This window comes from Pseudoduganella sp. SL102 (genome assembly GCF_027856995.1).
Taxonomy (GTDB): Bacteria; Pseudomonadota; Gammaproteobacteria; order Burkholderiales; family Burkholderiaceae_D; genus Rugamonas; species Rugamonas albidiflava.
In genome coordinates this window covers 5770945-5795622 of the sequence record NZ_CP115554.1, presented here as the reverse complement: position 1 = coordinate 5795622, position 24678 = coordinate 5770945, and the positions used below count along the sequence as shown (strand labels likewise).

Below are 24678 nucleotides of genomic sequence, written 5' to 3'. Positions count from 1 at the left end.
ACGAGCGGTGCCGGACGTTGAGGCCGTTAAGTTGAGCGTAGTCGGCACATTGAAAGCGCATGCGTTCACCCCAACAGCGAAGGGCTGGGGTCAGACCCGGCGGGTCTGACCCCGGAATCTGCACTTGGGGTTCACCTGGCCAAGCGCCATTTGTGCCGGACACTGATTCCGCTGGAAGCAATGTCCGGCACCAGGCCTATCGGCGGCGCAGCGCTTCCGTCAGCACGCGCCCCTCGGCGCCGGCCGGGGCCCGCACCTGCAGCAGCGCGGCCAGCGTCGGCGCGATGTCGACCACCTCGGCATACTGCGTGTAGTTGCCCGGCGCCACCCACCGCTTGCCCATCATGATCATCGGCACGCTGGTTTCGTAGCGGTACGGAGTGCCGTGCGTTGCGCCGCTGGTGCCCGAGCCGAATGCCCAGTAGGCGCGCGGCACCACGACCAGGTCGCCGGATTCATGGCGGTGCCAGCCGCGGCGCATCAGCAAGTCCTGCCGGGTGCCGGTGGCGCCGCTCTCCTCGAAGCGCGTGCGGGTGTAGACATCGGCGACACCGGCCTGCGCCAGCAGCCATGTGCTGGCGGCAGCCTCGATGTCGGCGCGTTTCAGCCCGGCCTTGCCGATCGCCGCATCATCGAAATAGATATTCGGCGGCACGGCGTTGGCGATCGGTTTCACCCCGTTGAACGTGGCGGCCAGGTGCTGTTCCAGCCCGGCCAGCATCTTCTTGCCGTCGATGCGGCCGGCATCGATGCGCTGCCGCTGCGAGAATTCGGCGCTGTTGGCGAAGCCGTGGTCGGCCGTCAGCACGATCATCCATTCATCCGCGCCCACGCGCTGGTCCAGGTAGCTGAAGAAGCTGGCCAGCATGCGGTCCAGCCGCTGCAGGTGGTCGTGCGACATCTTGCTCTCCGGGCCGTGGCGGTGGTTCACGTAGTCATGGCCGGAAAGGCTCACGCCCAGCAGGTCCGGCACACCGGCCGGGTTGGCGCCGAGTGCCTCCCCATCGATGGCGGCGCGCGCGAAGTCCAGCGTCAGCTCGTCGACGGCCGGCCCTTCCTTGAGGCGCTTGTAGTAGCCGGCATCGGGCTTGCCGCTCTCGCTGTAGTACGAAAAATCGAACAGCGGCCCTTCCGCATCGCCGGCGTAGGCGCTGTCGGCCAGCAGCGGGCGCCACTTCCGGCCGTAGTAGCGGTCTTGCGGCTTGCCGGCCAGGTAGCGCTGCACCCATTGCGGGTGCTGCTGCATGTACCAGGTGCTGCTGGCGAAATTGCCGCTGTCTTCCATGTACATATAGGCCGTGCCGCCTTTGCCGGCCAGCAGGATCGCGCCGCGGTCCTTGCCGGAAACGGCCACCACCTTGGCGCGGTTGCCGGTGGCATAGCGCAGCTGGTCGCCCAGCGTGTCGACGCGCAGCCTGGCCGGCGAGGTGCCGTCGTCGGGCGCGGTCTCTTCGCCGATGTAGCGATGGTTGCGGTCTTCGGTGCAGTAGATCTGCTGGCCGGTGGCGCGGTCGATCCAGTAGTTGGACACGATGCCATGCTGGTTCGGGTAGGCCCCGGTGAGGATGGCGGCATGCCCCACCGCGGTGACGGTGGTGCCATGCGCCTGGTGTGCATCGCTGAACCAGGCGCCGCCATCGAGCAGGCGCCGGAAGCCGCCCTTGCCGAACTGCTCGCGGTAGCGCACCAGCTGCTCCTGCGGCAAGCCGTCGACGGCCATCACGACGACCAGTTTCGGCGCGGGGTTGGGTTTGGCGGGGGCGGCCGAGGCAAGGGTGGGCAAGAACACCGATATCGACAGGGCCAGCGGCAGGAAGATGGTTGCTTTCATTGTTTGGTCGCGTAAAACGGTCAGTCCGCCATCATGCCAGATCCGCGTGTCGGCGCGATGACGCGCTGTTACAAACGTTCACCAACTGTTCCCTGCGGGGCGGGGCGGATCGGTTAAAGTGCGCTCACCATTTCAACCGAGGAGAGGCTCATGACCCTGCTGAAAACCGTGGCCCCCGCCGCACTCGCAATGACGTTCCTGCTCGGCGCCGCCCACGCGGGCGCGCAGGTGCCGACGACCGGCACCACCGTCATCATCCCCGCCTACGGCGAGGTGACGGCGCCGAACGACCAGGCCACCGCCGTGCTGGCGATCGAGGAACAGGACAAGGACAAGGCCGCCGCCGCCTCGCGCGTCAACCAGAAGATGAAGCAGGGCCTGGACATCCTGAAGCGCGAAGACCCCAAGGCCAGCCTGACGACGATGAACTACTACACCTACCCGGTGTATCCGGAAGACCGGCCGGTGCAGCCGATGGCGGGCAACAAGCCGCGCGTGCCCACCGCCTGGCGCGTGGGACATTACGTGGAGGTGAAGACGACCAACCTGGCCGGCCTGCCGAAGACCGTGGCCGCGGCGCAGAAGGTACTGACGCTGAACGCGATCAACTTCGGCCTGACGCCGGCGGCGACGAAGAAGCTGGACGACCAGCGCATCGCCGCCACCTACAGGAACCTGAACGAGCGCATCGCCTCGGTGGCCACGGCGATGGGCCGGCCGGTGACCGATGCCGTGCTGGATACCGTGGACTTCGAAGGTTCCGGCAACTACGCTCATCCGGAAGGCGGCGCCCCGGCGCCGATGATGGCGATGAGCAAGCGCGCGATGGATACGGCCGAAGTGGCCGAGCCGTCGTTCGAGCCGGGCGAGACCACGCTGCAGATGCGCCTGGTGGGCAAGGTGCGCTTCCGCTGAGCAGGAGGGGCGGGACGATCGTCCCGCACGCCAGCCACCCGACCTGAGTGCTCCCCGATCCGCGTGCTCCTCTATAATAGGGTTCAGCCGGCCGGGCAGGAATGCCCTGGCGGAACACAACAATAGCGCAGCGCTCTGTAGCAGGCCTATGTCGCAAGCTGATGTCGCAAGCTGATGTCGCAAGCTGATGTCGCAAGCTGATGTCGCAAGCTGATGTCGAAAGCTGATGTCGAAAGCTGATATAGCACGGTGATGCAGCACGCTGATGCAATAATTTTGCACCAGGTACTCAATGGCTAAATTCCCTCGCCGCCGGCCCAAGCCCGGCGCCGTTCCCAATGGCAAGGCGCCGCGCCGCAGCGCCTTCAGCAGGTTCGCCCGCAAGTACAACGAGCGGGGCGAACTCCGGCCGCGCCGCGGCATCTACCTGCTGCCGAACGCCTTCACGACCGGAGCGCTGTTCTGCGGCTTCTACGCGATCGTGATGGCGATGAACCAGCGCTTCGAGCACGCCGCCTGGGCGATCTTCGTGGCCATGCTGCTCGACGGCCTCGATGGCCGCGTGGCCCGCCTCACCAACACGCAAAGCGAATTCGGCGCGCAGTACGACAGCCTGTCCGACATGGTGTCGTTCGGCGCCGCGCCGGCGCTCGTCATCTACGAATGGTCGCTGCGCGGCCTGGGCAAGCTGGGCTGGATCGCCGCCTTCGTCTACTGTGCCGGCGCCGCGCTGCGGCTGGCCCGCTTCAACACCAACATCACCGTGGTCGACAAGCGCTACTTCCAGGGCATGCCTAGTCCGTCGGCGGCGGCGCTGATCGCCGGCTTCGTGCTGGTGATGGTCGACATGGGCGAGCACGGCGTGTACTACCCGTGGGCCTCGTGGGCGCTGGCGCTGTTCGCCGGCCTGACGATGGTCACCAACGTGCCGTACTACAGCTTCAAGGACGTCAACTTCAAGAAGTCGGTACCGTTCATCACCGTGTTCCTCATCGCGCTGGCCTTCACGCTGGTGTCGCTGGATCCGCCGAAGGTGATGTTCCTGCTGTTCGTGCTGTACGGGCTGTCAGGCTACGTGGTGTTCGCCGTGCGGCTGGCGAAAGGCAAGCCGGTGTCGATCGTGCAGGTCGACGAGGAACCCGAGGACAACGAACGCCGTTGAGCTTTGGATCAGCGGCCATATCAAGGAGCGAGACCCCATGAGCAACCGCCTGATCATTTTCGATACCACGCTGCGCGACGGCGAGCAGTCGCCGGGCGCGTCGATGACCAAGGAAGAAAAGATCCGCATCGCGCGCCAGCTGGAAAAGCTGCGCGTGGACGTGATCGAAGCCGGCTTTGCCGCCGCCTCGCCGGGCGACTTCGAGGCCATCCGCGCCATTTCCGCCGCCATCAAGGATTCCACCGTCTGCTCGCTGTCGCGCGCCAATGACCGCGACATCTCCCGCGCCGCCGAGGCCCTCGAGCCGGCCGCCCGCAAGCGCATCCACACCTTCATCGCCACCTCGCCGCTGCACATGAAGATGAAGCTGCGCATGGAACCCGAGCAGGTGCTCGAGCAGGCCACCCAGGCCATCCGCTTTGCCCGGCGCTTCACCGACGATGTCGAGTTTTCTCCGGAAGACGGCAGCCGGTCGGAGGAGGATTTCCTGTGCCGCGTGCTGGAAACGGTGATCGCCGAGGGTGCCACCACGATCAATTTCCCCGACACCGTGGGCTATGCCGTACCGGAACTGTTCGGCGAATCGATCCGCCGGCTGCGCGAACGCATCCCCAACTCCGACAAGGCCGTCTGGTCGGTGCACTGCCACAACGACCTGGGCCTGGCCGTGGCCAATTCGCTGGCCGGCGTGATGATCGGCGGCGCGCGGCAGATCGAATGCACGATCAACGGCCTGGGCGAACGCGCCGGCAATACGGCGCTGGAAGAAGTGGTGATGGCGCTGCGCACGCGCGGCGGCTACTACAACCTCGAATGCGGCATCGACACCACGCAGATCGTGGCCGCGTCGAAGATGGTGTCGCAGATTACCGGCTTCGCCGTGCAGCCGAACAAGGCGGTGGTCGGCGCCAACGCGTTCGCGCACGCCTCCGGCATCCACCAGGACGGCATCCTGAAGGCACGCGAAACCTATGAAATCATGCGCGCCGAGGACGTGGGCTGGACCGCCAACAAGATCGTGCTCGGCAAGCTGTCCGGCCGCAATGCCTTCAAGCAGCGGCTGCAGGAGCTGGGCATCGAGCTCGATTCGGAAGGCGATGTCAATGCCGCCTTCGCCCGCTTCAAGGACCTGGCCGACCGGAAAGCCGAGATCTTCGACGAGGACATCATGGCCCTCGTTTCCACCGAGGAGCGCGAGGAGGGCGAGCATTACCGGCTGGTGTCGCTGTCCCAGCGCAGCGAAACGGGCGAGCTGCCGCACGCGCGCGTGGTGTTCGCGATGGGCGAGCGGGAAGTCGCGTGCGAAGGCAGCGGCGACGGGCCGGTGGACGCGATCGTCAACGCGATCGAAGGCGAGGCCAGGAGCGGTGCCGAGCTGGTGCTGTTTTCCATCGCCGCGATCAGCCCCAGCTCGCAATCGCAGGGCGAAGTCACCATGCGCCTGTCGCAGGCCGGGCGCATCGTCAACGGCGTGGGCGCCGATCCGGATATCGTGGTCGCTTCCGCCAAGGCTTACCTGGCCGCCCTGAACAAGCTGCATGCGAAGGCGCGGGTCAATCCGCAGACGGAGTAGGGCCAGCCCCGATACCGTTCGGTTAGCGGAACCCGATCCTGCCAGCGGCCTGGTGTCGGGCACCACTCGCAGCCTGGTGTCGGACACCAGAGGTGAGTTATGCGTTATCCGTCAAATTGAAGGCGCACGGATTCACCCCAACAGCGAAGGGCTGGGGTCAGACCCGCCGGGGTGAAGCAGGGGTTTCGCGAAGCATGCTTCGCGCCTGCGGAACGGTGCTGGCATGCACGCCAGGACTGCCGTCTGACCCCCGAATTTGCACTTGGGGTGCGCTTATACTAGTCCTATCCCAGTTTTCACCCGCCGCACCCTCAGAAAAACCCTTCCCGATGATCGCGCATCGGATCCGGCCCGGCCATCATCTCGCGCACCTTGCCGTCCCGGCTGAAGTGGACGTGCATCATCGCATCCCACACGCCCGACTGTTTATAGCGGTAGCTCCACACTTCCAGGTCGCGGCGCGACAGGTACATCGTCTCGGCCGGCTGCCCGAACGTGTGCAGGATGGTCCGCTTGTCGTCGACACCGAGCTTGATGGTGGCGAATTTCTCGTCGGTCAGCACCTGTTCGTACGACAGCAGCCGGCCATCGGCGCCGTAGCGCGCCATGTAGGTGAACTGGCCGAACGCGCCGGCACCGTATTCGTGGATGGTTTCGCCTTCGGCCGCATAGCGGGCGCTGGGATGGCCCAGGCGCGATTCGACGGCGGCCATCGGCTCGCCGGGCTGGGGCGGCGGGCCCAGCGCGCAGCCGGCCAATGCCGTCCCGAAAATTGCCGCAACCATCAGATTTTTCATGTTTTTCCCCCGGGTCATCCAATAATTGTAGTGAGAAGTCGATACGGGGCGCGCGAATTCCGTTATACTTGCGGGCCTGTCCTTTCGGGCAGGCTTATTCATTTATCGTAATTCACGATGTGCAGGGTTTCTTACTCCGCGCATCGCATGTGAAAGGTTTATCATGTCCGTAGAAAACATCAACAAATCCGCGATCATCGCGGACAACGCACGTGCCCAGAACGACACCGGCTCGCCGGAAGTGCAAGTTGCGCTGCTGACCGCACGCATCAACGAACTGAACGGCCACTTCAAGGCCCACAGCAAGGATCACCACTCCCGCCGCGGCCTGATCATGATGGTCAACCGTCGCAAGAGCCTGCTGTCCTACCTGAAGAACAAGGACGCAACCCGCTACCGCGACCTGATCGCCAAGCTCGGCCTGCGTAAGTAATACTTGCATCACCGGCTTCAGTAAATGCCTGCGCCAGTTCGCTGACGCGGGCATTTTGCATTCTGGATCATGATTTATTGCCAAGCGGAATGCACTCTGCGTTTTGCCAGGCAAAGTAGGGCAAGAAGGCGCCAGGCATCAGCCAGTCGCCCGTGGTGAGGTGAACGACAGCGCCTGAAAATCTGTCGGCAAATAGAAAGGGATTACCCATGTTTAACAAAGTTACGAAAACCTTCCAGTACGGCCAACATACCGTGACCCTGGAAACCGGCGAGATCGCTCGCCAGGCCTCCGGTGCGGTCCTGGTGTCGATGGACGACACCGTCGTGCTGGCGACCGTGGTGGCGCGCAAGGATGCCAAGCCCGGCCAGGATTTCTTCCCGCTGACGGTCGACTACATCGAGAAGACCTATGCAGCCGGCAAGATCCCCGGCGGCTTCTTCAAGCGCGAAGGCCGTCCGTCGGAGAAGGAGACGCTGACGTCCCGCCTGATCGACCGCCCGATCCGCCCGCTGTTCCCGGAAGGTTACATGAACGAGGTGCAGGTCATCATCCACGTTCTGTCGGTCAATCCCGAAATCGACCCTGACATCCCCTCGATGATCGGTGCCTCCGCCGCCCTGTGCGTGGCCGGCGTGCCGTTCAACGGCCCGATCGGCGCAGCCCGCGTGGGTTACGCCAACGGCCAGTACATCCTGAACCCGACCACCAGCCAGCTGAAGACGTCCGAGATGGACCTGGTGGTGGCCGGTACCGAAACCGCCGTGCTGATGGTGGAATCGGAAGCCAAGCAGCTGTCCGAAGAAGTGATGCTGGGCGGCGTGGTCTATGGCCACGACCAGATGAAGGCCGTGATCGACGCGATCCACGCGCTGGTGGAAGAAGGCGGCAAGCCGGAGCAGGAATGGACCGCGCCTGCCAAGAACGAAGCGCTGATCGCCAAGGTCGCCCAGTTCGCCGAAGCCAAGATCAACGAAGCGTACCAGACCAAGAACAAGCAGGCCCGCCAGCAAGCCCTGCGTTCCATGCAGAGCGAAGTGATCGCCGACCTGGCCGCGCAAGCCGCCGCCGAAGGCGTCGACGCACCGGATTCCGTCGAAGTGGGCAACATCCTGTTCGACATGGAAGCCAAGGTCGTGCGTTCGCAGATCCTGAACGGCGAACCGCGCATCGACGGCCGCGACACCCGCACCGTGCGTCCGATCGCGATCCGCACCTCGGTCCTGCCGCGTACCCACGGTTCCGCGCTGTTCACCCGTGGCGAAACCCAGGCACTGGTCGTCGCCACGCTGGGCACCGCGCGCGATTCGCAGAAGATCGATGCGCTGATGGGCGAGTACACCGACGACTTCATGCTGCACTACAACATGCCACCGTTCGCCACCGGCGAAACGGGCCGCGTCGGTACGCCGAAGCGCCGCGAAGTGGGCCACGGCCGCCTGGCCAAGCGCGCCCTGGTCGCCGCGCTGCCGTCGCCGGAAGAGTTCAGCTACTCCGTGCGCCTGGTGTCCGAGATCACCGAATCGAACGGTTCCTCGTCGATGGCTTCGGTCTGCGGCGGCTGCCTGGCGCTGATGGATGCCGGCGTGCCGATGAAGGCGCACGTGGCCGGTATCGCCATGGGCCTGATCAAGGAAGGCGGCAAGTTCGCCGTGCTGTCCGACATCCTGGGTGACGAAGACCACCTGGGCGACATGGACTTCAAGGTCGCCGGCACCGCCAACGGCATCACGGCGCTGCAGATGGACATCAAGATCCAGGGCATCACGAAAGAGATCATGCAGGTCGCGCTGGCGCAGGCAAAAGAAGGCCGCCAGCACATCCTGGGCGAGATGCAGAAGGCGATGCCGCACGTGAAGACGGAACTGTCCGACTTCGCGCCGCGCCTCATCACCATCAAGATCAACCCCGAGAAGATCCGCGACGTGATCGGCAAGGGCGGCGCCGTGATCCGCGCGCTGACCGAGGAAACCGGCACGCAGATCGACATCAGCGACGAAGGCGTGGTCACCATCGCTTCCGTCGACGCTGCCGCCGGCCAGGAAGCCAAGCGCCGCATCGAAGAGCTGACCGCGTCGGTCGAAGTGGGCAAGACCTACGACGGCACCGTGCTCAAGCTGCTGGACTTCGGCGCGATCGTGCAAGTCATGCCGGGCAAGGATGGCCTGCTGCACATCTCGCAGATCGCCAACGAGCGTGTCAACGCCGTGGCCGACTACCTGAAGGAAGGCCAGCAAGTGCGCGTGAAAGTCCTGGAAACGGACGATCGCGGCCGCCTGAAGCTGTCGATGAAGGCTGCCGCCGAAGAAGGCGCCGCCGCCAAGTAATCGTCCTTCGCGGATGACAGGAACCGCCGGTGCGCAAGCCCGGCGGTTTTTTTATGGGCTGTGATTTCCCGGTCCCCCGCGAACCGCCAGCCCATAATTAGAGTGCCGCCACAGCATCGCGCCGGCGAAAGCCGCTATGCTCCGTTCCGGTCCAACTAACCGGGAGCATCACGATGAGCAAGGCCCTGCGTCTCTCCGAAAAATGGTTCCAGCGCGGTTTATGGCTGGTGGCTTTCCTGTTTGCCGGCTTCCTGATCGGCCTGGGCGGCAAGATCGTCGACAACCTGAATCTTGTCGAGGAACCGATCGAACTGGAGCAGTTCATCGATCCCGCCAGGCTGGCGGCCGTGCGCGACACGATCGAGGTCGCCGAGCGCAATGCGCGGGCCGCCGACAACGCGCTCGAGCAAGCCGAGCAGCAGCACCGGGTGGCCAAGGCCAACACGGCATCGGCCCGCGAAACATTCGACAACTGGCTGTCGACCCGCCACGCCACGGCCCGGCCCGACCAGGATCCGGACCTGATCGCCCGCACGCGCCAGCTCGATGGCCTGGCCGCGGCGGAGCGGAAGGCATTGACCGGCGTGCAGGAACAGGAGCAGATCCAGCTGAATGCGCGGCAGGCGCGGGCGGCAGCCCACACCCAGCTGCAATCCCTCCAGGAGGCGGCGCATCCTGCCTTCGACCGGGCCTTGCACATGCGCGAGCTGCGCGTGTTCGGCTACCGCCTCGCGCTGACCCTGCCGCTGCTGCTGGTCGCCGGCTGGCTGTGGAAGAACAGGCGCAAGAGCACGTGGTGGCCGTTCGTGTGGGGCTTCATCTTCTTCGCGCTGTTCGCGTTCTTCGTCGAACTGGTCCCTTACCTGCCCAGCTACGGCGGCTACGTGCGCTACGTGGTCGGCATCCTGCTGACGGTGGTCGTCGGCCGGCAGGCCATCCTCGGCCTGCAGCGCTACCTGGAACGCCAGCGTACCGCCGAGGCGCAGCCGGATGCGCAGCGGCGCGAAAGCCTCGGTTATGACATCGCGCTGGCGCGGATGGGGAAGAGCGTCTGCCCCGGCTGCGAACGCGGGGTCGACCTGAAGGATCCGAAACTGGATTTCTGCCCGCACTGCGGCATCGGCCTGTTCAACCGCTGCACTTGCTGCGAAGCCCGCAAGAACGCCTTCACGCGCTTCTGCTACAGCTGCGGCACCCAGGCCGCCGCGAACAAGGCGTGAGCGTGGCTTGAAGCCGCAGGAAGTGTTGTAAAAGACAGGGGGACTGTCCCTCCCGGAGGGACTGTCCCCATGTTGTTTTGAGACCAGCCGAGCAGTTATCTACTGCCAGGCCAGTTGGGCGCTCGGGCGGGTGGCGGAGCGTGATGGCGCAGCAGCGGCGCGTGCCGGCGCCTGCTGGTCCAGCCGGAACACGGCGACGGTCTGCTCCAGCGTGGCGGCCTGCTCCTGCAGGGAACCGGCGGCGGCCGCGGCTTCCTCGACCAGGGCGGCGTTCTGCTGCGTCACCTGGTCCATCTGCGTGACAGCGTCGTTGATCAGGTCGATGCCGGTGCTTTGTTCGGACGTGGCCGACATGATTTCGGCCATGATGTCCGCCACGCGCGCGATCCCGGTCACGATCTCGTCCATTGTGGTACCGGCCTGGCCCACCAGGGTCGAGCCGGCTTCCACGCTGGCCACCGAGGCATCGATGAGTTCCTTGATTTCCTTGGCGGCGGCGGCCGAACGCTGGGCCAGCGTACGCACCTCGCTGGCCACCACGGCGAAGCCGCGGCCCTGTTCGCCGGCGCGGGCCGCTTCCACGGCCGCGTTCAGCGCCAGGATATTGGTCTGGAACGCGATGCTGTCGATGACGGCGATGATGTCCTCGATCTTCTTCGACGACGTGGTGATCGCGCCCATCGTGTCGATCACCTTGGCCACGATCTGGCCGCCCTGTTGCGCCACCTGCGATGCGGAGACCGCCATGCCGTTGGCCTGGCGCGCATTGTCGGCGTTCTGGCGCACGGTCGACGTCAGCTCTTCCAGCGACGAGGCGGTTTCTTCCAGGCTGGCCGCCTGCTGCTCGGTGCGGCGCGACAGGTCCAGGTTGCCGTCGGCGATCTCGTTGCTGGCCACGGCGATCGAGCCGCTGCCTTCGCGTACGATGCGCACCGTGTCGGCGAGCTTTTCCTGCATGCGGGCCAGGCCTTTCATCAGCGTGCCCATTTCGTCCTGCCGAGCGGTGTCGACTTGGCGCGACAGGTCGCCGGCCGCCATCGCATCGAAATGCTCCAGGGCTTCGCGCAGCGGGCCCATGATGGCGCGCAGCAGCGCCGCGCAAGCGCCCACGATCAGCAGAATGCCCGCCACGATGGCGCCGATCGACAGTTTCATCACGGTGCCGTACAGCCGCTGGCTGTCCTCGAAGCTGCCCTTCGCGGCCTGCATCTGGTAGTCGTCGAGCTTGTCGGAAGCGTCGCTGTAGGCGGAGAACAGCTTTTGCATGTCCTTCATGGCGACCTGGTTGATGCGGGGGGTGTCGCCATCGCGCAGCGCCTGTGCGAGCGCGCCCAGGCCGTTGTCGATCATGTCCTTGCGCGTGGCCGCCACCTGGTCGGACAGCGCTTTCTCTTCCGCGTCCTGTTCCAGCACCAGGTAGCGCTGCCAGGCCGCTTCCGACTTGGCCACGAAGTCATCGGCCCGCTTGAGCAGGGCCGGGATTTCCGGCGAGTTGGGGTGGAACACGGCGCGATCCTGTACCAGGCGTGCCCGCATCAGCAGGGTCTTCGCGTCGGCGGTCGCCTGCGATGACGCGAGCTGGTTGCCATAGGTCTCTTCGAGTGCCACGTTGACGGAGTGGACGCCGTAGATGCCCAGTGTGCCGGTGACGGCGATCAGCAGGCCGAGGACGGCCATGGTGGCAATGAGGCGGGTTCGGATGGTAAGGCGCTTGAACATGGATGGTTCCGTTGAGAGCAGGGCGAGCGTGCCCTGGCGATGTCGGATCGCCAAGTGACATGGCGGACGTATGCGCAGGGACGTGGCGCGATGCTGCCGGAATTCCGTGTTGCGGGCTGGGAGGCGGGCGGAAGGTTGGGGCCGTCTCGTTCCAGGAGCGAAGACCCTAACCTTAGCATGCGTATTGACGCAACGCAACATATGAAGTGGTACGACGTCGCACCACTGTTGCGTTTATGCTTGAAAGTTGCTTATCGGCGCATACGGCGGGTTATTTGCCCGTATAGGTCACGCGATAGATCTTCCCGGCATGGTCGTCGGAGATCAGCATCGCGCCATCGGCGGCAACGGCGATATCCACCGGCCGCCCGCTCACGTCGTCGCCCTGCAGGAAGCCGTCGATGAAGGTGGTCGTCGTCACTTCCTGGTTGCCCTGCAAGGTGACGAGGCTGACCTTGTAGCCGATCTTCTGCGTACGGTTCCACGATCCGTGTTCGGCCACGAACACCTGGTTGCGGTACTGCGACGGGAACTGCGTGCCCGTGTAGAAGGCCAGGCCGAGCGGGGCCACGTGCGGGCCGAGCTTGGCCACCGGCGGCGTGAATTGCGCGCAGCTGCGGGCGGTACCGAATTTCGGGTCCGGCACCACGCCGCCATGGCAGTACGGGAAGCCGAAGTGCAGGCCCGTCTTCGGCGCCACGTTCAATTCGCAGGACGGGTTGTTGTCGCCCATTTCATCGGGGCCGTTATCGGTAAACCACAGGTCCTTCGTGACCGGATGCCACGCGAAGCCGACCGTGTTGCGGATGCCGTTGGCCACCATTTCCCAGCCCGAACCGTCCGGGTTCATGCGCCAGATCTTCGAGTACACCTCGTCGTCCCTGTCGCAGGTATTGCAGGGCGAGCCAACCGGGATGTACAGCTTGCCGTCCGGGCCGGCCTTGATGATCTTCTCGCCGTGCCACTTGTCGTTTGGCAGGTCGTCCTTGACCACCTCGTAGGCCGGCTTGTTCGCGTAAGTCCTGTCGATCGCGTCGAAGCGGATCACGCGCCCGATCTCGGCCACGTACAGCGCGCCGTCCAGCAGCGTCACGCCGATCGGGTTGTCCAGGCCCTGGACGATGGTGACGACCTTGTCGGCCTTCTTGTCGCCGTTCTCGTCGACCACCGCGTACACCTTGCCGGCCTTGCGCGAACCCACGTAGACGATGCCGCCGGGCGACACGGCCATCGAGCGGGCCGTGTCCACGTTCTCGGCATACACGGAAATCGAGAAGCCTTTTGGCAGTGTCAGCCGCGCCAGGCCGTCGTCGGCCCTGGCCGGCGCGGACGGGTGCGTGGCCTTGGCGGGGACGGCGTTCTTGCGACCGCCCGGCGCCACGTAATCGGCCAGCGGGGCGATCTGTGCCTTGTCGAGCGTGCCTTCCCAGCCCGGCATGCCCTTGTCCGGCAAGCCCTTGGCGATGATCTTCGACAGGTTGGCGCGGTTGGGCGTGCCATGGATCCACTGGTTGTCGGCCAGGCTGGGCGCCGTCGCGCCTTCCAGCTTCACGCCATGGCACGACGCGCAATTGTTCTGGTACAGGCGCGCGGCCTCGGCTACCTGGTTCGCGGCCGGCGCGGCATGGGCGGCGGCGGCGAGTCCAACGCCCAGCAGGGCGAAGGGGAGGACAAACTTCATCGATTACTCCGGTCGGGTTGGCAATCCGCCATCATAATCTCAACTGAGGTTGGCCTCCAGCACCAGTTTTTCCACGTCCGACAGCGCTGGCGGCGTGGCGCCGGCGCCGATGCAGGCCGCGGCGCCGGCCGCGACGGCGAAACGCAGGTGCTCGCCCGGGGCCCGTGCCGGCGCGGCCAGCTGGCTGAAGGCAAAACCGGCGATGCTGGCGTCACCGGCCCCCACGGTGTCCGCCACCGGCACGGCCACCGCCGGCGCATGCCATGCCGCGTCGCCCACGTGCAGCGAAGCGCCATGTTCGCCCCGCGTGTACAGGTACTGCGCCGCCGGATTGAAACTGCGCAGCGTGGCGAACGCCGCTTCGATGTCATCGGTACGGAACAGGCCAGCCAGGTCTTCGTCCGAGACCTTCACCACATCGGCCAGTTCCGTCATCGCGCGCAGCGTGGCGTCGTAGCGTTCGTCCATCAGCAAACGCCAGTTCGGGTCGTAGCTGATGCGGATGCCGGCGCGCTTCGCCTCGCGCGCCAGTTCCACCAGGGCGTCCGCCAGCGGCCGCCGCGCCAGGCTGATGCCGCCGAAATGCATCCAGCGGCAGTGCGTGCGCCAGTTTTCCGGCAGTGCGCGCGGGTCGAAGTGCAAGTCCGCGCTGTCGTCGCCCACGAAGAAATAACTGGGCGGCGAGAGCTGGTGCACGATGGCCAGCAACGGCGATTTGTCCAGGCGCTGCAGGAAGCGGGCGTCCAGTCCGGAAGCCATCGAGGCTTCCCACAAGGCGTCGCCGAACACGTCGCGGCTGATCGCGCCGGCGAACGCGCTGGGCACGCCCAGCCTGGCCATGGCCCGCGCCACGTTCCAGGTCGAGCCGCCGGTGCGCGCGGTCCATTGCGTGCGCGCAGGATCGGCCACGATCAGGTCGGTCAACGCTTCGCCGGCGGAGATGAAGACCGGCTCCGTCATGGCAGCACCGCCAGCACTTCGTAGCAGGCGCCCATCGTGTGGTAATCGGTCTTGCCCGCCGGGCTCTTCTCATCGGTCAGCTTGGCATTGTCCGGTCCCAGGATGCGGTACCAGGCACCGTGCGCGTGGTCGACGAAATGCTCCCAGCTGTATTGCCAGATGCGGTCGTACCAGTCCCAGTAGCGCCGTTCCCCGGTGCGCGCGCCCAGCAGCGCGGCGGCGGCGAAGCTTTCCGCCTGCACCCAGAAGTACTTATGGCCATCGCAGATCGAACCGTCCGGCGCGAAGCCGTAGTGGATGCCGCCATGCCGCTGGTCCCACGCCTTCGCCAGCGCGGTGTCGAAGAAGTGGATCGCACGCGGCAGCAGCCAGTCGGCCGGCCCGGCCAGCTGGCCGGCGTGGCGCTCGAGGATCAGCAGCAGCTTGGCCCATTCCGTCAGGTGGCCGGGCTGGTAGCCCCACGGGCGGAAGATGTTGGTGCTGTCGTGGCGGTTGTAGTCGGCGTCCACCGACCAGTCCTGCCGGTAGTGTTCCCACACCAGGTCGTCCGCGCGCTGCGCCTGCCGCACGGTGATGTTGCGCGCCAGCGTTTCGGCGCGGTGCAGGTAGCGCACTTCGCCGGTGGCGTCGTACGCGGCCAGCATCGCTTCGCAGGAGTGCATGTTGGCGTTCTGGCCACGGTACGGCGACACTTCCCAGGCGGCCGACGCTTCATCGGCATACAGGCCGTGTTCCGCTTCCCAGAAATGCGCTTCCATCAGGTCGTACGTTTCCGCCAGCCAGCCGCGCGCTTCCTCCACGCCGGCCAGCAGCGCATGCGCATAGGCCAGCACCACGAACGCCAGGCCGTAGCAATGGTTGGTGGCGTCGCGGACGGTCTTCGCGCCGTCGCGCCAGTCCAGCTCCCACGCGTAGCCGCCGGTGGCGGGGTCGCGGTGCACGTCGCGCAGGAAGGCCAGGCCATGGCGCACGCGCTGCAGGTCCGCCGCGTCGTGGAAGTGGCGGTACGCCATCGCGTAGTTGAACACGAAGCGCGTGCTGCTGACCAGGTGGCGCGTGTGCGCATCGTAGACCGTGCCGTCGTCCTTGTAGAAATGGAAGAAGCCGCCGCCGGGGTCGACCGAGCGGGGATCGTAGAAATTGCGGGTGTCGCGGATATGCCGCAGCAGCGTTTCGCGGGAATGGAAATCTGGTAACATCGATCGTCCGTTTCTAAAAGGTTCTTGCGCTGTGCCGATGCTCATTTGAAGGATGAGTGCCGGGCTTGGAGCGGGTAGTGAAAATCGTCTGGCAATACAAATCGATCGGCAGTAAAAAACGATCGGCAATTCAAATCGACCGGCAGCACGAATCGATCGGCACTACAAATCGACGGCACTACAGATCGACCGGCACTGCAAATCGACCGGCACTGCAAATCGACCGGCACTGCAAATCGACCGGCACTGCAAATCGACCGGCACTGCAAATCGACCGGCAGCACAAATCGAGCGGCAGTGCACATCGCTGTGCTGTCGTTGCGTTTCGCGGGCAAAGCGGTGCCCGGCGCGGCCAGGGCCGCGGCAGACGCACCAGGCGATGCCCGGGCTAATACGGGATAGGTTTGGAAGCGTGGCGGTCCGTTTGTCCTCCGGGCAGAGTTTGTCCTCCTGGCAGAGTTTGTCCTCCTGGCAGAGTTTGTCCTCCTGGCAGAGTTTGTCCTCCTAGCAAACTGTGCTGGCGCGTACCACCAGCTCGACCGGCGCGACCCGTTCCACCACATCGTCGGCGCGGCCGTTCAGCAACAGCTCCACGCCCAGCGCACCCAGTTCCTTCTTGTTGATGCGCAGCGTCGTCAGCGGGCGGTGGCCCAGCACGGCCGTCGAGATATCGTCGAAGCCCACGATCGCCACGTCATGCGGCACCTTCAAGCCCTTGGCCAGGCAGCAGCGCATCGCCACCAGCGCGGCGCTGTCGTTGTAGCAGAACACCGCATCCGGCGGTTTCGGCAGCGCGAGCAGCGCTTCCATCGCTTCCCACGCGCCCTGTTCCAGTTCCACGCCATCGGGCAGCGGCGCTTCCAGGCGCGGATCGGCCAGGATGCCGGCGTCGAACAGCGCCTGCCGGTAGCCGCGCGCCCGCTCGCGGATGCTGTAGTGCGACAGCGAACCGCAGATGAAGCCCACGCGTTCGCGGCCACGCTCGATCAAATGCCGGGTGGCCAGGTAGCCGCCCATCATGTTGTCCGGGTTCACGGAACTGTAGCCGCGCAGCTTCATGTCGATCAGCACGATCGGCTTGCCGGTGGCGCGCAGCGCCGTCAGCAGCTCGGGTTCGAAAAATCCGGCACAGACGATGGCATCCGGCGCATGCATGCGCAGCTGGTCCACCAGCCCGTCCGCCGGGCCGACCGCCATGAACGACAGCACGATGCCCTGCTTGCGGCAGGCTTCCTCGGCGCCGTGCAGCACCGGTGAGTAGAACGGGCTGCTGGAAGCCGTGTTGTGCTGGCGATGCAGCAGGAAGGTGAGGCGCCGCAGCCGCTTCGGCCGCAGCTTGCAGAAGTCGTAGCCCAGGTCGCGGGCCGTTTCCAGCACCATCTGGCGCGTGACTTCGGTCAGCCCCGGTTCGTTCTTCAATGCCCGCGAGATGGTTCCCGCCGATACGCCGGCGGCACGTGCGATGTCGCGGATCGTGACGCCGCCCTGGGTTGCGCCGGCGGCCCTCATGGACGGCCGCCCGCTGGAATTCTGCTCATGGATTGCCTCCGTTATGGTCGAGCGGCGCCTGGGTGACGGAATCACTGGCCGCTCTTTATGGGCACAGTCTTGCACAGCGGCGCGCGCATGGTCAAACAGCCGATGGGCGGGGCGCGGCAGTTTAGTCGCATTTACTAAACAAGGTGGGCACGCGCCGTCCATGTTGCAGCGCGCCATGGGGAACAGGTGGCGCTGGCTGTTTAGTGAACGCCGCTAAACTGGCCCCGTTTCGCCGATCATGTTTGACCCGTGCTGAACGCTTATGGAGAATCATTGCCATAACAACACCCGGCGTGGCCGGATACCAGGAGACGATCGATGGCTCAGATGTCACCCGCGGCGCTGGCGCCGCAGGGCAGCGCGCCCGCGCAGCCGCAGCAAACCTTCCCCCTCGTCGTGATCACGGTGCTGTTCTTCATGTGGGGCCTGCTCACATCGCTGAACGACGTGCTGATTCCCCACCTGAAATCGGTCTATACACTGAACTACGTGCAGGCGATGCTCGTGCAGTTCTGCTTCTTCGGCGCCTATTTCATCGTCTCGCTGCCGGCCGGCGCGCTGATCCGCCGTATCGGCTACAAGGGCGGCGCGGTAGCCGGCCTGACGGTCGCGGCGCTCGGCTGCGCACTGTTCTATCCGGCGGCTACGAGCGGCTATGCGCTGTTCCTGTTCGCCTTCTTCGTGCTGGCCGCCGGCATCACGGTGCTGCAGGTGGCGGCCAATCCGTTCGTCACGGTGCTCGGCCCGCCGGCGACGGCGTCGAGCCGGCTGACCCTGACGCAGGCGTTCAACTCGCTGGGAACGGCCATCGCCCCCACGCTGGGCGGCCTGCTGATCCTGGAAGGCTTCCCGGCCGCGGCCGACGTGGCGCAACTGACCGGCGAGGCGCTGGCCCGCTACCGCCTGCAGGAAGCGGCGGCGGTGCAGGGGCCGTACCTGGCGCTGGCCGCCGCGCTGCTGGTGCTGGCCGTGCTGTTCGCACTGGTCCGGCTGCCGGTGATCCGCCATGCCGACGATACGCCGCAGGCCGTGGACGCGTCCGTACTGGCGCACCGCCACCTCGTGCTGGGCGCGATCGGCATCTTCCTGTACGTGGGCGGCGAAGTCGCCATCGGCAGCTTCCTGATCAACTTCATCGGCGAGCCGCAGATCGCCGGCCTGGATCACGGCGCGGCGGCGAAGTATGTCAGCTATTACTGGACCGCGGCGATGATCGGCCGCTTCGCCGGTTTCTTCGTGATGCGGCGGGTGAGCCCCGGCAAGGCGCTGGCCTTCAATGCTGCGGCCAGCATCGCATTGCTGCTGCTGGCCATCTTCAGTACCGGCGCGGTGGCGATGTGGGCGGTGATCGCCGTGGGCCTGTTCAATTCGATCATGTTCCCGACCATCTTCAGCATGGCGCTGCACCGGCTGGGCGCGCAGACGGGGCAGGGCTCGGGCATCCTGTGCATGGCCATCGTCGGCGGCGCCATCGTGCCGTTCGTGCAGGGTGGGCTGGCCGATGCGATCGGCCTGCAATGGTCGTTCTTCGTGCCGGCCGCCTGCTATGTCTACATCCTGTACTTCGGCATCCGCTATGCCCGCATGTACGTGCAGCAGTAACCGGTCGCCGATCTCGTATAGAACAAGGAAAACCATGAAGCACAACGCAGCACTCCTGATGGCGCTGGCCGCATTGCCGTGCCTGGCCGCGGCCGCCGATCCCGCCAGGCCGTGGCTGGACGGCAGCCTGGATCCCGACCGGCGCGCCGCGCTGGTCCTGAAGGAAATGACGCAGAAGGAAAAGCTGAACTGGGTGTCGAGCCACTTCGGCGCGGACCATGCCGGCAACAAGACCAAGAAAGTGCCGGAAGCGATCCCGTTCTCGGCCGGCTACGTGCCGCCGATTCCGCGCCTGGGCTTGCCGGCGCTGTTCCTGACCGATGCCGGCATCGGCGTGGCCACGCAGAACACCACCACGCCGCGCGAACGCACCGCGCTGCCGTCGGGCATCGCCACCGCGGCCACATGGAACCGCAAGCTGGCCTACGAAGGCGGACGGATGATCGGCGCCGAAGCGCGTGCTTCCGGCTTCAACGTGATGCTCGCCGGCGGCGTGAACCTGCTGCGCGAACCGCGCAATGGCCGCAACTTCGAATACGGCGGGGAAGATCCGCTGCTGGCCGGCGTGATGGTAGGCGAGCAGGTGCGCGGCATCGAATCGAACCACCTGATCGCCACCATCAAGCACTACGCGCTGAACGCCCAGGAAACCGGCCGCTTCGAGCTCGATGCCCGGATCGATCCGGCCGCGCTGCGCATGTCCGACCTGTTCGCATTCCAGGTGGCGCTGGAACTCACGGATGCCGGGTCGTTCATGTGCGCCTACAACCGGCTCAACGGGCCGTATGGCTGCGAGCATCCGTGGCTGCTGAACGGCGTGCTGAAGGGCGACTGGGCTTACAAGGGATTCGTGATGTCCGACTGGGGCGCCACGCACAGCACGGTGGAAGCGGCCAATGCGGGCCTGGACCAGCAGTCCGGCTTCGAGTTCGACCGCTCGCATTATTTCGGCGGCGCGCTGGAAGAGGCGGTGGAAAGCGGCTTCGTGCCGCAGAAGCGGCTCGACGACATGGCCTTGCGCGTGCTGCGCACGATGTTCGCGAAGGGAGTGGTCGACCATCCCGTGAAGCAGGACGGCGCGATCGACTACCAGGCCCATGGCCTCGTCAGCCAGGCCGACGCCGAGGAAGGCATCGTGCTGCTGAAGAACGCCGGCAATCTGCTGCCGCTGTCGAAGCAGGCGAAGAAGATCGTCGTCATCGGCGGGCATGCGGACAAGGGCGTGCTGGCCGGCGGCGGCTCGTCGCTGGTGTATCCGCGCGGCGGCAATGCCGTGCCCGGCCTGCTGCCGGCCACCTGGCCGGGACCGATCATGTATTACCCGTCGTCGCCGCTGAAGGCGATCCAGGCCCGCGTGCCCGGTGCGCAGGTGGTGTTCGACAGCGGCAGCGATCCGGCGAAGGCGGCCGCCGCCGCGGCCGGCGCCGACGTGGTGCTCGTCTTCGCCACCCAGTGGGTCGGCGAAGCGCTGGATGCCACGTCGCTGTCGCTGCCCGACAACCAGGACGCGCTGATCGCCGCCGTGGCGGCAGCCAACCCGAAGACGGCCGTGGTGCTGGAAAACAGCGGCCCCGTGCTGATGCCGTGGGTGGACCGGGTGGCCGGAATCGTCGAGGCATGGTACCCGGGCACCAATGGCGGCGAAGCCATCGCCCGCGTGCTGTTCGGCGAGGTGAACCCGTCGGGCCGCCTGCCGGCCACGTTCCCCGTCTCCGAACAGCAGTTGCCGCGGCCGAAGCTGGACGGCGACCCGGCCAAGCCCGAGCAGCGCTTCACCGTCGATTACCACGAGGGCGCCGCCATCGGCTACAAGTGGTTCGACCTGAAGGGCCATCAGCCGCTGTTCCCGTTCGGCCACGGCCTGTCGTACACGCAGTTCGGCTACCGGGACCTGAAGGCGCAGCTGGTGGACGGCAAGGTGCAGGTGCGCTTCACCGTCACCAACACCGGCGGCGTGCGGGGCAAGGACGTGCCGCAGGTGTACGTGTCGCCCCTGTCCGCGAAATGGGAGGCACCCAAGCGCCTGGCCGGCTGGGAGAAGGTGGACCTGGCGCCCGGCGCCAGCACGAACGTGACGCTGGCCATCGACCCGCGCCTGTTCGGCATGGTGAAGGGCAGCGCCAATACCTGGCACGTGGCCGGTGGCCGCTACCAGGTGAAACTGGCGCGCCACGCGCGCGACGACGCAGCACAGACCGTAACGATTCAATTGCCTGCCCAGGTGCTGGACGTGGCAGGCCGACCGATAACGATGAAGAAGAAAGGATGACGATGAAAAAGATGATCGCACTGGCAGCCTCGCTGCTGATGATGGGTGCTGTGGCGACCGCGCCGGCGGCTTCGGCGGCGGCTCCCGAGTTCGTGGCCGTGAAGAAGACGCAGTTCACCCGCAATGGCCACCCGTACTACATCGCCGGCGCCAATTTCTGGTACGGCGCGTACCTGGGCGCGAACGACCGCCCGCGGCTGCTCAAGGAACTCGATACCATGAAGGCGATGGGTATCAACAACCTGCGCGTGCTGGCCGTTTCCGAGAAGACCGACATGAAGAGCGCCGTGCGTCCCGCCACCACCAGCGCGCCGGGCAAGTACGACGAGCGCCTGCTGGCCGGCATGGACTACCTGCTGGCCGAGATGGCCAAGCGCGACATGACGGCGGTGATCTACCTGAACAACTTCTGGCAATGGTCGGGCGGCATGACCCAGTACCTGAACTGGTTCGCCGGCACGCCGGCGCTCGACCCGAACGTGACGAAGGATTACGAGACCTACATGCGCGAGACGGCGCGCTTCTACACGAACGAGAAGGCGCAGGCCGAGTACCGCAACGTGATCCGCACCTTCATCAACCGGAAGAACACGGTGACCGGCAAGCCGTATGCGGGCGATCCGGTGATCATGTCGTGGCAGCTGGCCAACGAGCCGCGCCCGGGCAACGCCTCGTCCACGCCGGAGGAAAAGGCGGTCTACGTGAAATGGATCGCCGACACGGCGGCCTACATCCGTGGCCTCGACAGGAACCACCTGGTCAGCACCGGCAGCGAAGGGCTGGCCGGCTCGGCGCACGATGCCGAACTGTTCGAGAAAGCCCACGCATCGAAGGATGTCGACTACCTGACCTACCACCTGTGGCCGAAGAACTGGGGCTGGATCGATTCGAAGCGGGTCGACGCCACCTGGAACGGCGCGCTGGAGAAGAGCAGCCATTACCTGAACGTGCACATCGACTACGCGAAAAAGATGGGCAAGCCGATCGTGCTGGAGGAATTCGGCATGGACCGCGACGGCGCCTCCTTCGACATCAAGGCGCCGACCACGGTGCGCGACCGCTTCTACAAAGTGGTGTTCGACGTGGTGGTCGGCCGTGCCGAGCAGGGCGACCCGATCGCCGGATTCAACTTCTGGGCCTGGGGTGGCGCCGGCCGTGCCGCCAACGCCGACTACTGGTGGAAAGAGGGCAATGACCTGATGGGCGACCCGCCACAGGAAGAGCAGGGCCTGTATTCCGTGTTCGACACCGACAAGTCGACCATCGCGCTGATCCGCGGCTATGCCGACCGGCTGCATGCGCTGGAGCGCAAGTAAGCAGGCCAACGGCCGGGCCGATCGATAGTGCGGCGCTTGAAGCTGCGCCGGGCGGCTCAGCGCGGCCCCTGGAGGCCGGTGGCGGGTTATCATTCCGCCACCGGTTCACGACCACACAGGAGATGAAGTTGAAGAAGAAGGTGATGTTGCTGGCGGCGCTGGCCGCGCTGGGGTTCTCGGGGGCCGCCTCGGCCGCGGACGAGAAGCGTTCGTGCGCGCTGAACGTCGAGCCGCGCACGGTGGAGTATCCATGGATGTCGATCGCGCGCTGGCATGAAATGAACGATGGCCTGAAGGCGCGCGCCACGCAGGGCGATGTCGACGTGCTGTTCCTCGGCGATTCGATCACCGAGATGTGGGACAAGACCGCTTGGGACGGCCGTTTCGGCAAGTACCGCGCGGCGAACTTCGGCATCGGCGGCGACCACACCGGCAACGTGCTGTGGCGCCTGAAGAACGACGGCATGGACAAGCTGCGGCCGAAGGTCGTGGTGCTGCTGATCGGCGTGAACAACTTCGGCCTGTGCAACGAGGAGCCGGAGCAGGTGACCGGCGGCGTGAAGGCGGTCGTCGCGGAACTGCGCACGCTGTATCCGGATGCCAGGATCCTCCTTAACGGCATCCTGCCGAACGGGCAGCTGGCGCAGGACGAACGGCGCGCCAAGGCCAGGGCCGTGAACGGCGCGATCGCCGCGCTGGACGATGGCCGGCACGTGTTCTTCCGCGATTACGGTGCGCGCTTCCTGGAGCCGAACGGCGATATCGCGGCGGAGACGATGCCGGACTTCCTGCACCTGACGCCGAAGGCCTATGCGACGTGGGCGGAGGCGATGGGGCCGGATATCGAACTGTTGATGCGTGAGCCGTTGATGGGCGACCAGCCGATGCGTGAGCAGGCGACGCCCGAGCAGCCAGCGCGCGAGCAGCCGGCGCAGAGCAAGCCTGCACAGTGATGCGCTGGCCGGGCAAGCTTGCCTGCCTCGCGGTACTGCTGGGTGGCGCCGGCGCGGCACATGGCGCCGAGGCGGTGCTGGCCGGTGGCGACAGCGTCGCGCGGATGGGGCGGATGGCCGATGCGCCCGGTGGGGCGGTGCGGTTCGCCTATCCGGGCGTGTCGTCGTTCATCCACTTCGCAGGGCGCGAACTGGTACTCGAGGCTTCCACCACGGCAGACAAGAGCTACCTGGACGTGATCGTCGACGGCGCCTACGCGCGCTCCATCCAGCTGTCGCCGCGCCGCTCGGCCTATCGTCTGGCGGAAGGCCTGGCGCCCGGCCCGCACACGGTGCAGGTGCTGCATCGTTCCGAAACGTGGCATGGCATCGTCACGCTGCACGGCTTCGCGACCGACGGGCAAGTGCTCGCGCCGCCTTCGCTGCCGGCGCGCCGGGCGCTGTTCCTTGGCGACTCCGTCACCTGCGGCGAAGCCCTCGAGCGTACGCCGCCGGGAGCGAAGCAGCCCGTCTGGTGGAACCCGCGGCTGTCGTACGGCATGCTGGCCGCCAACGCGCTCGGCGCGCAGGTGCAGCTGGTCTGCCACGGCGGCCGGGGCCTGGTGCGCAGCTGGAACGGCCGCACCGATGAATTCAACCTGGACCGCTTCTACGGGCTGGCCATCGCCGCGCCCGATGCGCCCGAGCCGTGGGACCAGCGTCGCTACACGCCCGACCTGATCGTCAGCGCGATCGGCACCAACGATTTCAACCAGGGCATCCCCGATCGCGCACAGTACGTCGAAACCTATGCCGCGTTCGTCCGCACGCTGCTGCGCGACCACCCGCAGGCGCAGATCGTGCTGACCGAAGGCGCCATCCTCGACGGCGACAAGAAAGCCGCCCTCACGGCCTATATCACCGAAACCATCACCCGCACGGCCAGCCCCCGCGTGCACCACATCCCCTCCCGCCACTACCCCGGCGACACCCAGGACGCCCACCCCACCCGCGACCAGCACCAGCAAATGGCCAACGACCTCGTTCCAGCCCTGCGACAACTGATGAGCTGGTAGCAAAACAACACCGGGGACAGTCCCCAAGTTTTTTACAACAGTTGTCAACACCGGGGACAGTCCCCAAGTTTTTTACAACAGTTGTCGCGAGGCGCTGTGCTGCCCCGACGACCTAGCCAGGGCAGTG

19 protein-coding genes are annotated in these 24678 nt (G+C 65.9%); 12 read left to right on the top strand and 7 right to left on the bottom strand.

Going from position 1 to position 24678, the window contains the following annotated elements; all coding sequences use genetic code 11:
• Nucleotides 1–196 precede the first annotated feature (196 nt).
• Nucleotides 197–1831, bottom strand: a complete 1635-nt coding sequence (locus OU994_RS24430; protein ID WP_281608044.1) for an alkaline phosphatase family protein — start codon at nt 1829–1831, stop codon at nt 197–199.
• A 150-nt stretch (nt 1832–1981) separates the two neighbouring features.
• Between OU994_RS24430 and OU994_RS24425 the strand changes: the two genes are divergently transcribed.
• The 3 genes from OU994_RS24425 (at nt 1982) to OU994_RS24415 (ending at nt 5481) form a co-directional block, all read left to right on the top strand.
• A complete protein-coding gene (locus OU994_RS24425) occupies nt 1982–2746 on the top strand; it encodes an SIMPL domain-containing protein (RefSeq protein WP_131144681.1) in 765 nt (254 codons plus the stop codon).
• A 292-nt stretch (nt 2747–3038) separates the two neighbouring features.
• Nucleotides 3039–3908: a CDP-diacylglycerol--serine O-phosphatidyltransferase gene (gene pssA / locus OU994_RS24420; RefSeq protein ID WP_131144682.1), complete on the top strand. Its 870-nt coding sequence runs from the start codon at nt 3039–3041 to the stop codon at nt 3906–3908.
• A 37-nt stretch (nt 3909–3945) separates the two neighbouring features.
• A complete protein-coding gene (locus OU994_RS24415; RefSeq protein WP_131144683.1) occupies nt 3946–5481 on the top strand; it encodes a 2-isopropylmalate synthase in 1536 nt (511 codons plus the stop codon).
• A gap of 311 nt (nt 5482–5792) precedes the next feature.
• Here the strand turns inward: OU994_RS24415 and OU994_RS24410 are convergent, their stop codons facing one another.
• Nucleotides 5793–6278, bottom strand: a complete 486-nt coding sequence (locus OU994_RS24410; RefSeq protein WP_281608043.1) for a hypothetical protein — start codon at nt 6276–6278, stop codon at nt 5793–5795.
• A 163-nt stretch (nt 6279–6441) separates the two neighbouring features.
• Here OU994_RS24410 and rpsO point away from each other — a divergent pair, with 163 nt between their 5' ends.
• From rpsO to OU994_RS24395, 3 genes are all read left to right on the top strand, one after another.
• A complete protein-coding gene (gene rpsO / locus OU994_RS24405) occupies nt 6442–6711 on the top strand; it encodes a 30S ribosomal protein S15 (RefSeq protein ID WP_130188298.1) in 270 nt (89 codons plus the stop codon).
• A gap of 209 nt (nt 6712–6920) precedes the next feature.
• Complete coding sequence (gene pnp, locus OU994_RS24400; RefSeq protein WP_281608042.1) at nt 6921–9038, top strand: polyribonucleotide nucleotidyltransferase; 2118 nt, start codon at nt 6921–6923, stop codon at nt 9036–9038.
• Between the two features lie 173 nt (nt 9039–9211).
• Nucleotides 9212–10258 (top strand): serine endopeptidase, encoded by a 1047-nt coding sequence (locus tag OU994_RS24395; RefSeq protein ID WP_281608041.1) that lies wholly within the window; start codon nt 9212–9214, stop codon nt 10256–10258.
• A gap of 99 nt (nt 10259–10357) precedes the next feature.
• Here OU994_RS24395 and OU994_RS24390 read toward each other — a convergent pair whose 3' ends face one another.
• From OU994_RS24390 to OU994_RS24375, 4 genes are all read right to left on the bottom strand, one after another.
• On the bottom strand, nt 10358–11977 hold the full coding sequence (locus OU994_RS24390) for a methyl-accepting chemotaxis protein (protein WP_281608040.1): 1620 nt from the start codon (nt 11975–11977) through the stop codon (nt 10358–10360).
• A 271-nt stretch (nt 11978–12248) separates the two neighbouring features.
• Entirely contained in the window at nt 12249–13658 is a 1410-nt protein-coding gene (locus OU994_RS24385; RefSeq protein WP_281608039.1) for a PQQ-dependent sugar dehydrogenase, read from the bottom strand.
• Nucleotides 13659–13697: 39 nt separating this feature from the next.
• The gene (locus OU994_RS24380) at nt 13698–14618 is read right to left on the bottom strand and encodes a carbohydrate kinase (RefSeq protein WP_281608038.1); all 921 of its coding nucleotides are present in this window, start codon (nt 14616–14618) and stop codon (nt 13698–13700) included.
• Nucleotides 14615–15862, bottom strand: a complete 1248-nt coding sequence (locus tag OU994_RS24375; RefSeq protein ID WP_373922485.1) for an AGE family epimerase/isomerase — start codon at nt 15860–15862, stop codon at nt 14615–14617. The genes OU994_RS24380 and OU994_RS24375 overlap by 4 nt, the downstream gene beginning before the upstream one ends.
• Before the next feature lie 32 nt (nt 15863–15894).
• Here OU994_RS24375 and OU994_RS24370 point away from each other — a divergent pair, with 32 nt between their 5' ends.
• Nucleotides 15895–16209 (top strand): hypothetical protein, encoded by a 315-nt coding sequence (locus OU994_RS24370; RefSeq protein ID WP_281608036.1) that lies wholly within the window; start codon nt 15895–15897, stop codon nt 16207–16209.
• A 112-nt stretch (nt 16210–16321) separates the two neighbouring features.
• On the opposite strand, the gene OU994_RS24365 is transcribed toward OU994_RS24370, so the two are convergent.
• Nucleotides 16322–17326 carry a LacI family DNA-binding transcriptional regulator gene (locus OU994_RS24365; protein ID WP_131144692.1) on the bottom strand — a complete coding sequence of 335 codons (1005 nt, stop codon included), beginning with the start codon at nt 17324–17326 and terminating at the stop codon, nt 16322–16324.
• A gap of 357 nt (nt 17327–17683) precedes the next feature.
• Between OU994_RS24365 and OU994_RS24360 the strand changes: the two genes are divergently transcribed.
• The 5 genes from OU994_RS24360 (at nt 17684) to axe2C (ending at nt 24551) form a co-directional block, all read left to right on the top strand.
• Nucleotides 17684–18958: a sugar MFS transporter gene (locus tag OU994_RS24360; RefSeq protein WP_281611710.1), complete on the top strand. Its 1275-nt coding sequence runs from the start codon at nt 17684–17686 to the stop codon at nt 18956–18958.
• Between the two features lie 34 nt (nt 18959–18992).
• Complete coding sequence (locus OU994_RS24355; RefSeq protein ID WP_281608035.1) at nt 18993–21227, top strand: beta-glucosidase; 2235 nt, start codon at nt 18993–18995, stop codon at nt 21225–21227.
• Between the two features lie 2 nt (nt 21228–21229).
• Nucleotides 21230–22543, top strand: a complete 1314-nt coding sequence (locus OU994_RS24350; RefSeq protein ID WP_131144695.1) for a cellulase family glycosylhydrolase — start codon at nt 21230–21232, stop codon at nt 22541–22543.
• Nucleotides 22544–22671: 128 nt separating this feature from the next.
• Nucleotides 22672–23496, top strand: coding sequence for a GDSL-type esterase/lipase family protein (locus OU994_RS24345; protein ID WP_373922484.1), 825 nt, complete (start codon nt 22672–22674; stop codon nt 23494–23496).
• On the top strand, nt 23496–24551 hold the full coding sequence (gene axe2C, locus OU994_RS24340; protein WP_281611709.1) for a bifunctional acetylxylan esterase/glucomannan deacetylase AxeC2: 1056 nt from the start codon (nt 23496–23498) through the stop codon (nt 24549–24551). The genes OU994_RS24345 and axe2C overlap by 1 nt, the downstream gene beginning before the upstream one ends.
• Nucleotides 24552–24678: the final 127 nt, after the last annotated feature.

Bases quoted from the DNA above. Each gene is read 5' to 3' on its own strand.
- OU994_RS24430 (WP_281608044.1), bottom strand. From the start codon at position 1,831: ATGAAAGCAACCATCTTCCTGCCGCTGGCCCTGTCGATATCGGTGTTC.
- OU994_RS24425 (WP_131144681.1), top strand. From the start codon at position 1,982: ATGACCCTGCTGAAAACCGTGGCCCCCGCCGCACTCGCAATGACGTTC.
- pssA (WP_131144682.1), top strand. From the start codon at position 3,039: ATGGCTAAATTCCCTCGCCGCCGGCCCAAGCCCGGCGCCGTTCCCAAT.
- OU994_RS24415 (WP_131144683.1), top strand. From the start codon at position 3,946: ATGAGCAACCGCCTGATCATTTTCGATACCACGCTGCGCGACGGCGAG.
- OU994_RS24410 (WP_281608043.1), bottom strand. From the start codon at position 6,278: ATGAAAAATCTGATGGTTGCGGCAATTTTCGGGACGGCATTGGCCGGC.
- rpsO (WP_130188298.1), top strand. From the start codon at position 6,442: ATGTCCGTAGAAAACATCAACAAATCCGCGATCATCGCGGACAACGCA.
- pnp (WP_281608042.1), top strand. From the start codon at position 6,921: ATGTTTAACAAAGTTACGAAAACCTTCCAGTACGGCCAACATACCGTG.
- OU994_RS24395 (WP_281608041.1), top strand. From the start codon at position 9,212: ATGAGCAAGGCCCTGCGTCTCTCCGAAAAATGGTTCCAGCGCGGTTTA.
- OU994_RS24390 (WP_281608040.1), bottom strand. From the start codon at position 11,977: ATGTTCAAGCGCCTTACCATCCGAACCCGCCTCATTGCCACCATGGCC.
- OU994_RS24385 (WP_281608039.1), bottom strand. From the start codon at position 13,658: ATGAAGTTTGTCCTCCCCTTCGCCCTGCTGGGCGTTGGACTCGCCGCC.
- OU994_RS24380 (WP_281608038.1), bottom strand. From the start codon at position 14,618: ATGACGGAGCCGGTCTTCATCTCCGCCGGCGAAGCGTTGACCGACCTG.
- OU994_RS24375 (WP_373922485.1), bottom strand. From the start codon at position 15,862: ATGAGCATCGGCACAGCGCAAGAACCTTTTAGAAACGGACGATCGATG.
- OU994_RS24365 (WP_131144692.1), bottom strand. From the start codon at position 17,326: ATGAGGGCCGCCGGCGCAACCCAGGGCGGCGTCACGATCCGCGACATC.
- OU994_RS24360 (WP_281611710.1), top strand. From the start codon at position 17,684: ATGTCACCCGCGGCGCTGGCGCCGCAGGGCAGCGCGCCCGCGCAGCCG.
- OU994_RS24355 (WP_281608035.1), top strand. From the start codon at position 18,993: ATGAAGCACAACGCAGCACTCCTGATGGCGCTGGCCGCATTGCCGTGC.
- OU994_RS24350 (WP_131144695.1), top strand. From the start codon at position 21,230: ATGAAAAAGATGATCGCACTGGCAGCCTCGCTGCTGATGATGGGTGCT.
- axe2C (WP_281611709.1), top strand. From the start codon at position 23,496: ATGCGCTGGCCGGGCAAGCTTGCCTGCCTCGCGGTACTGCTGGGTGGC.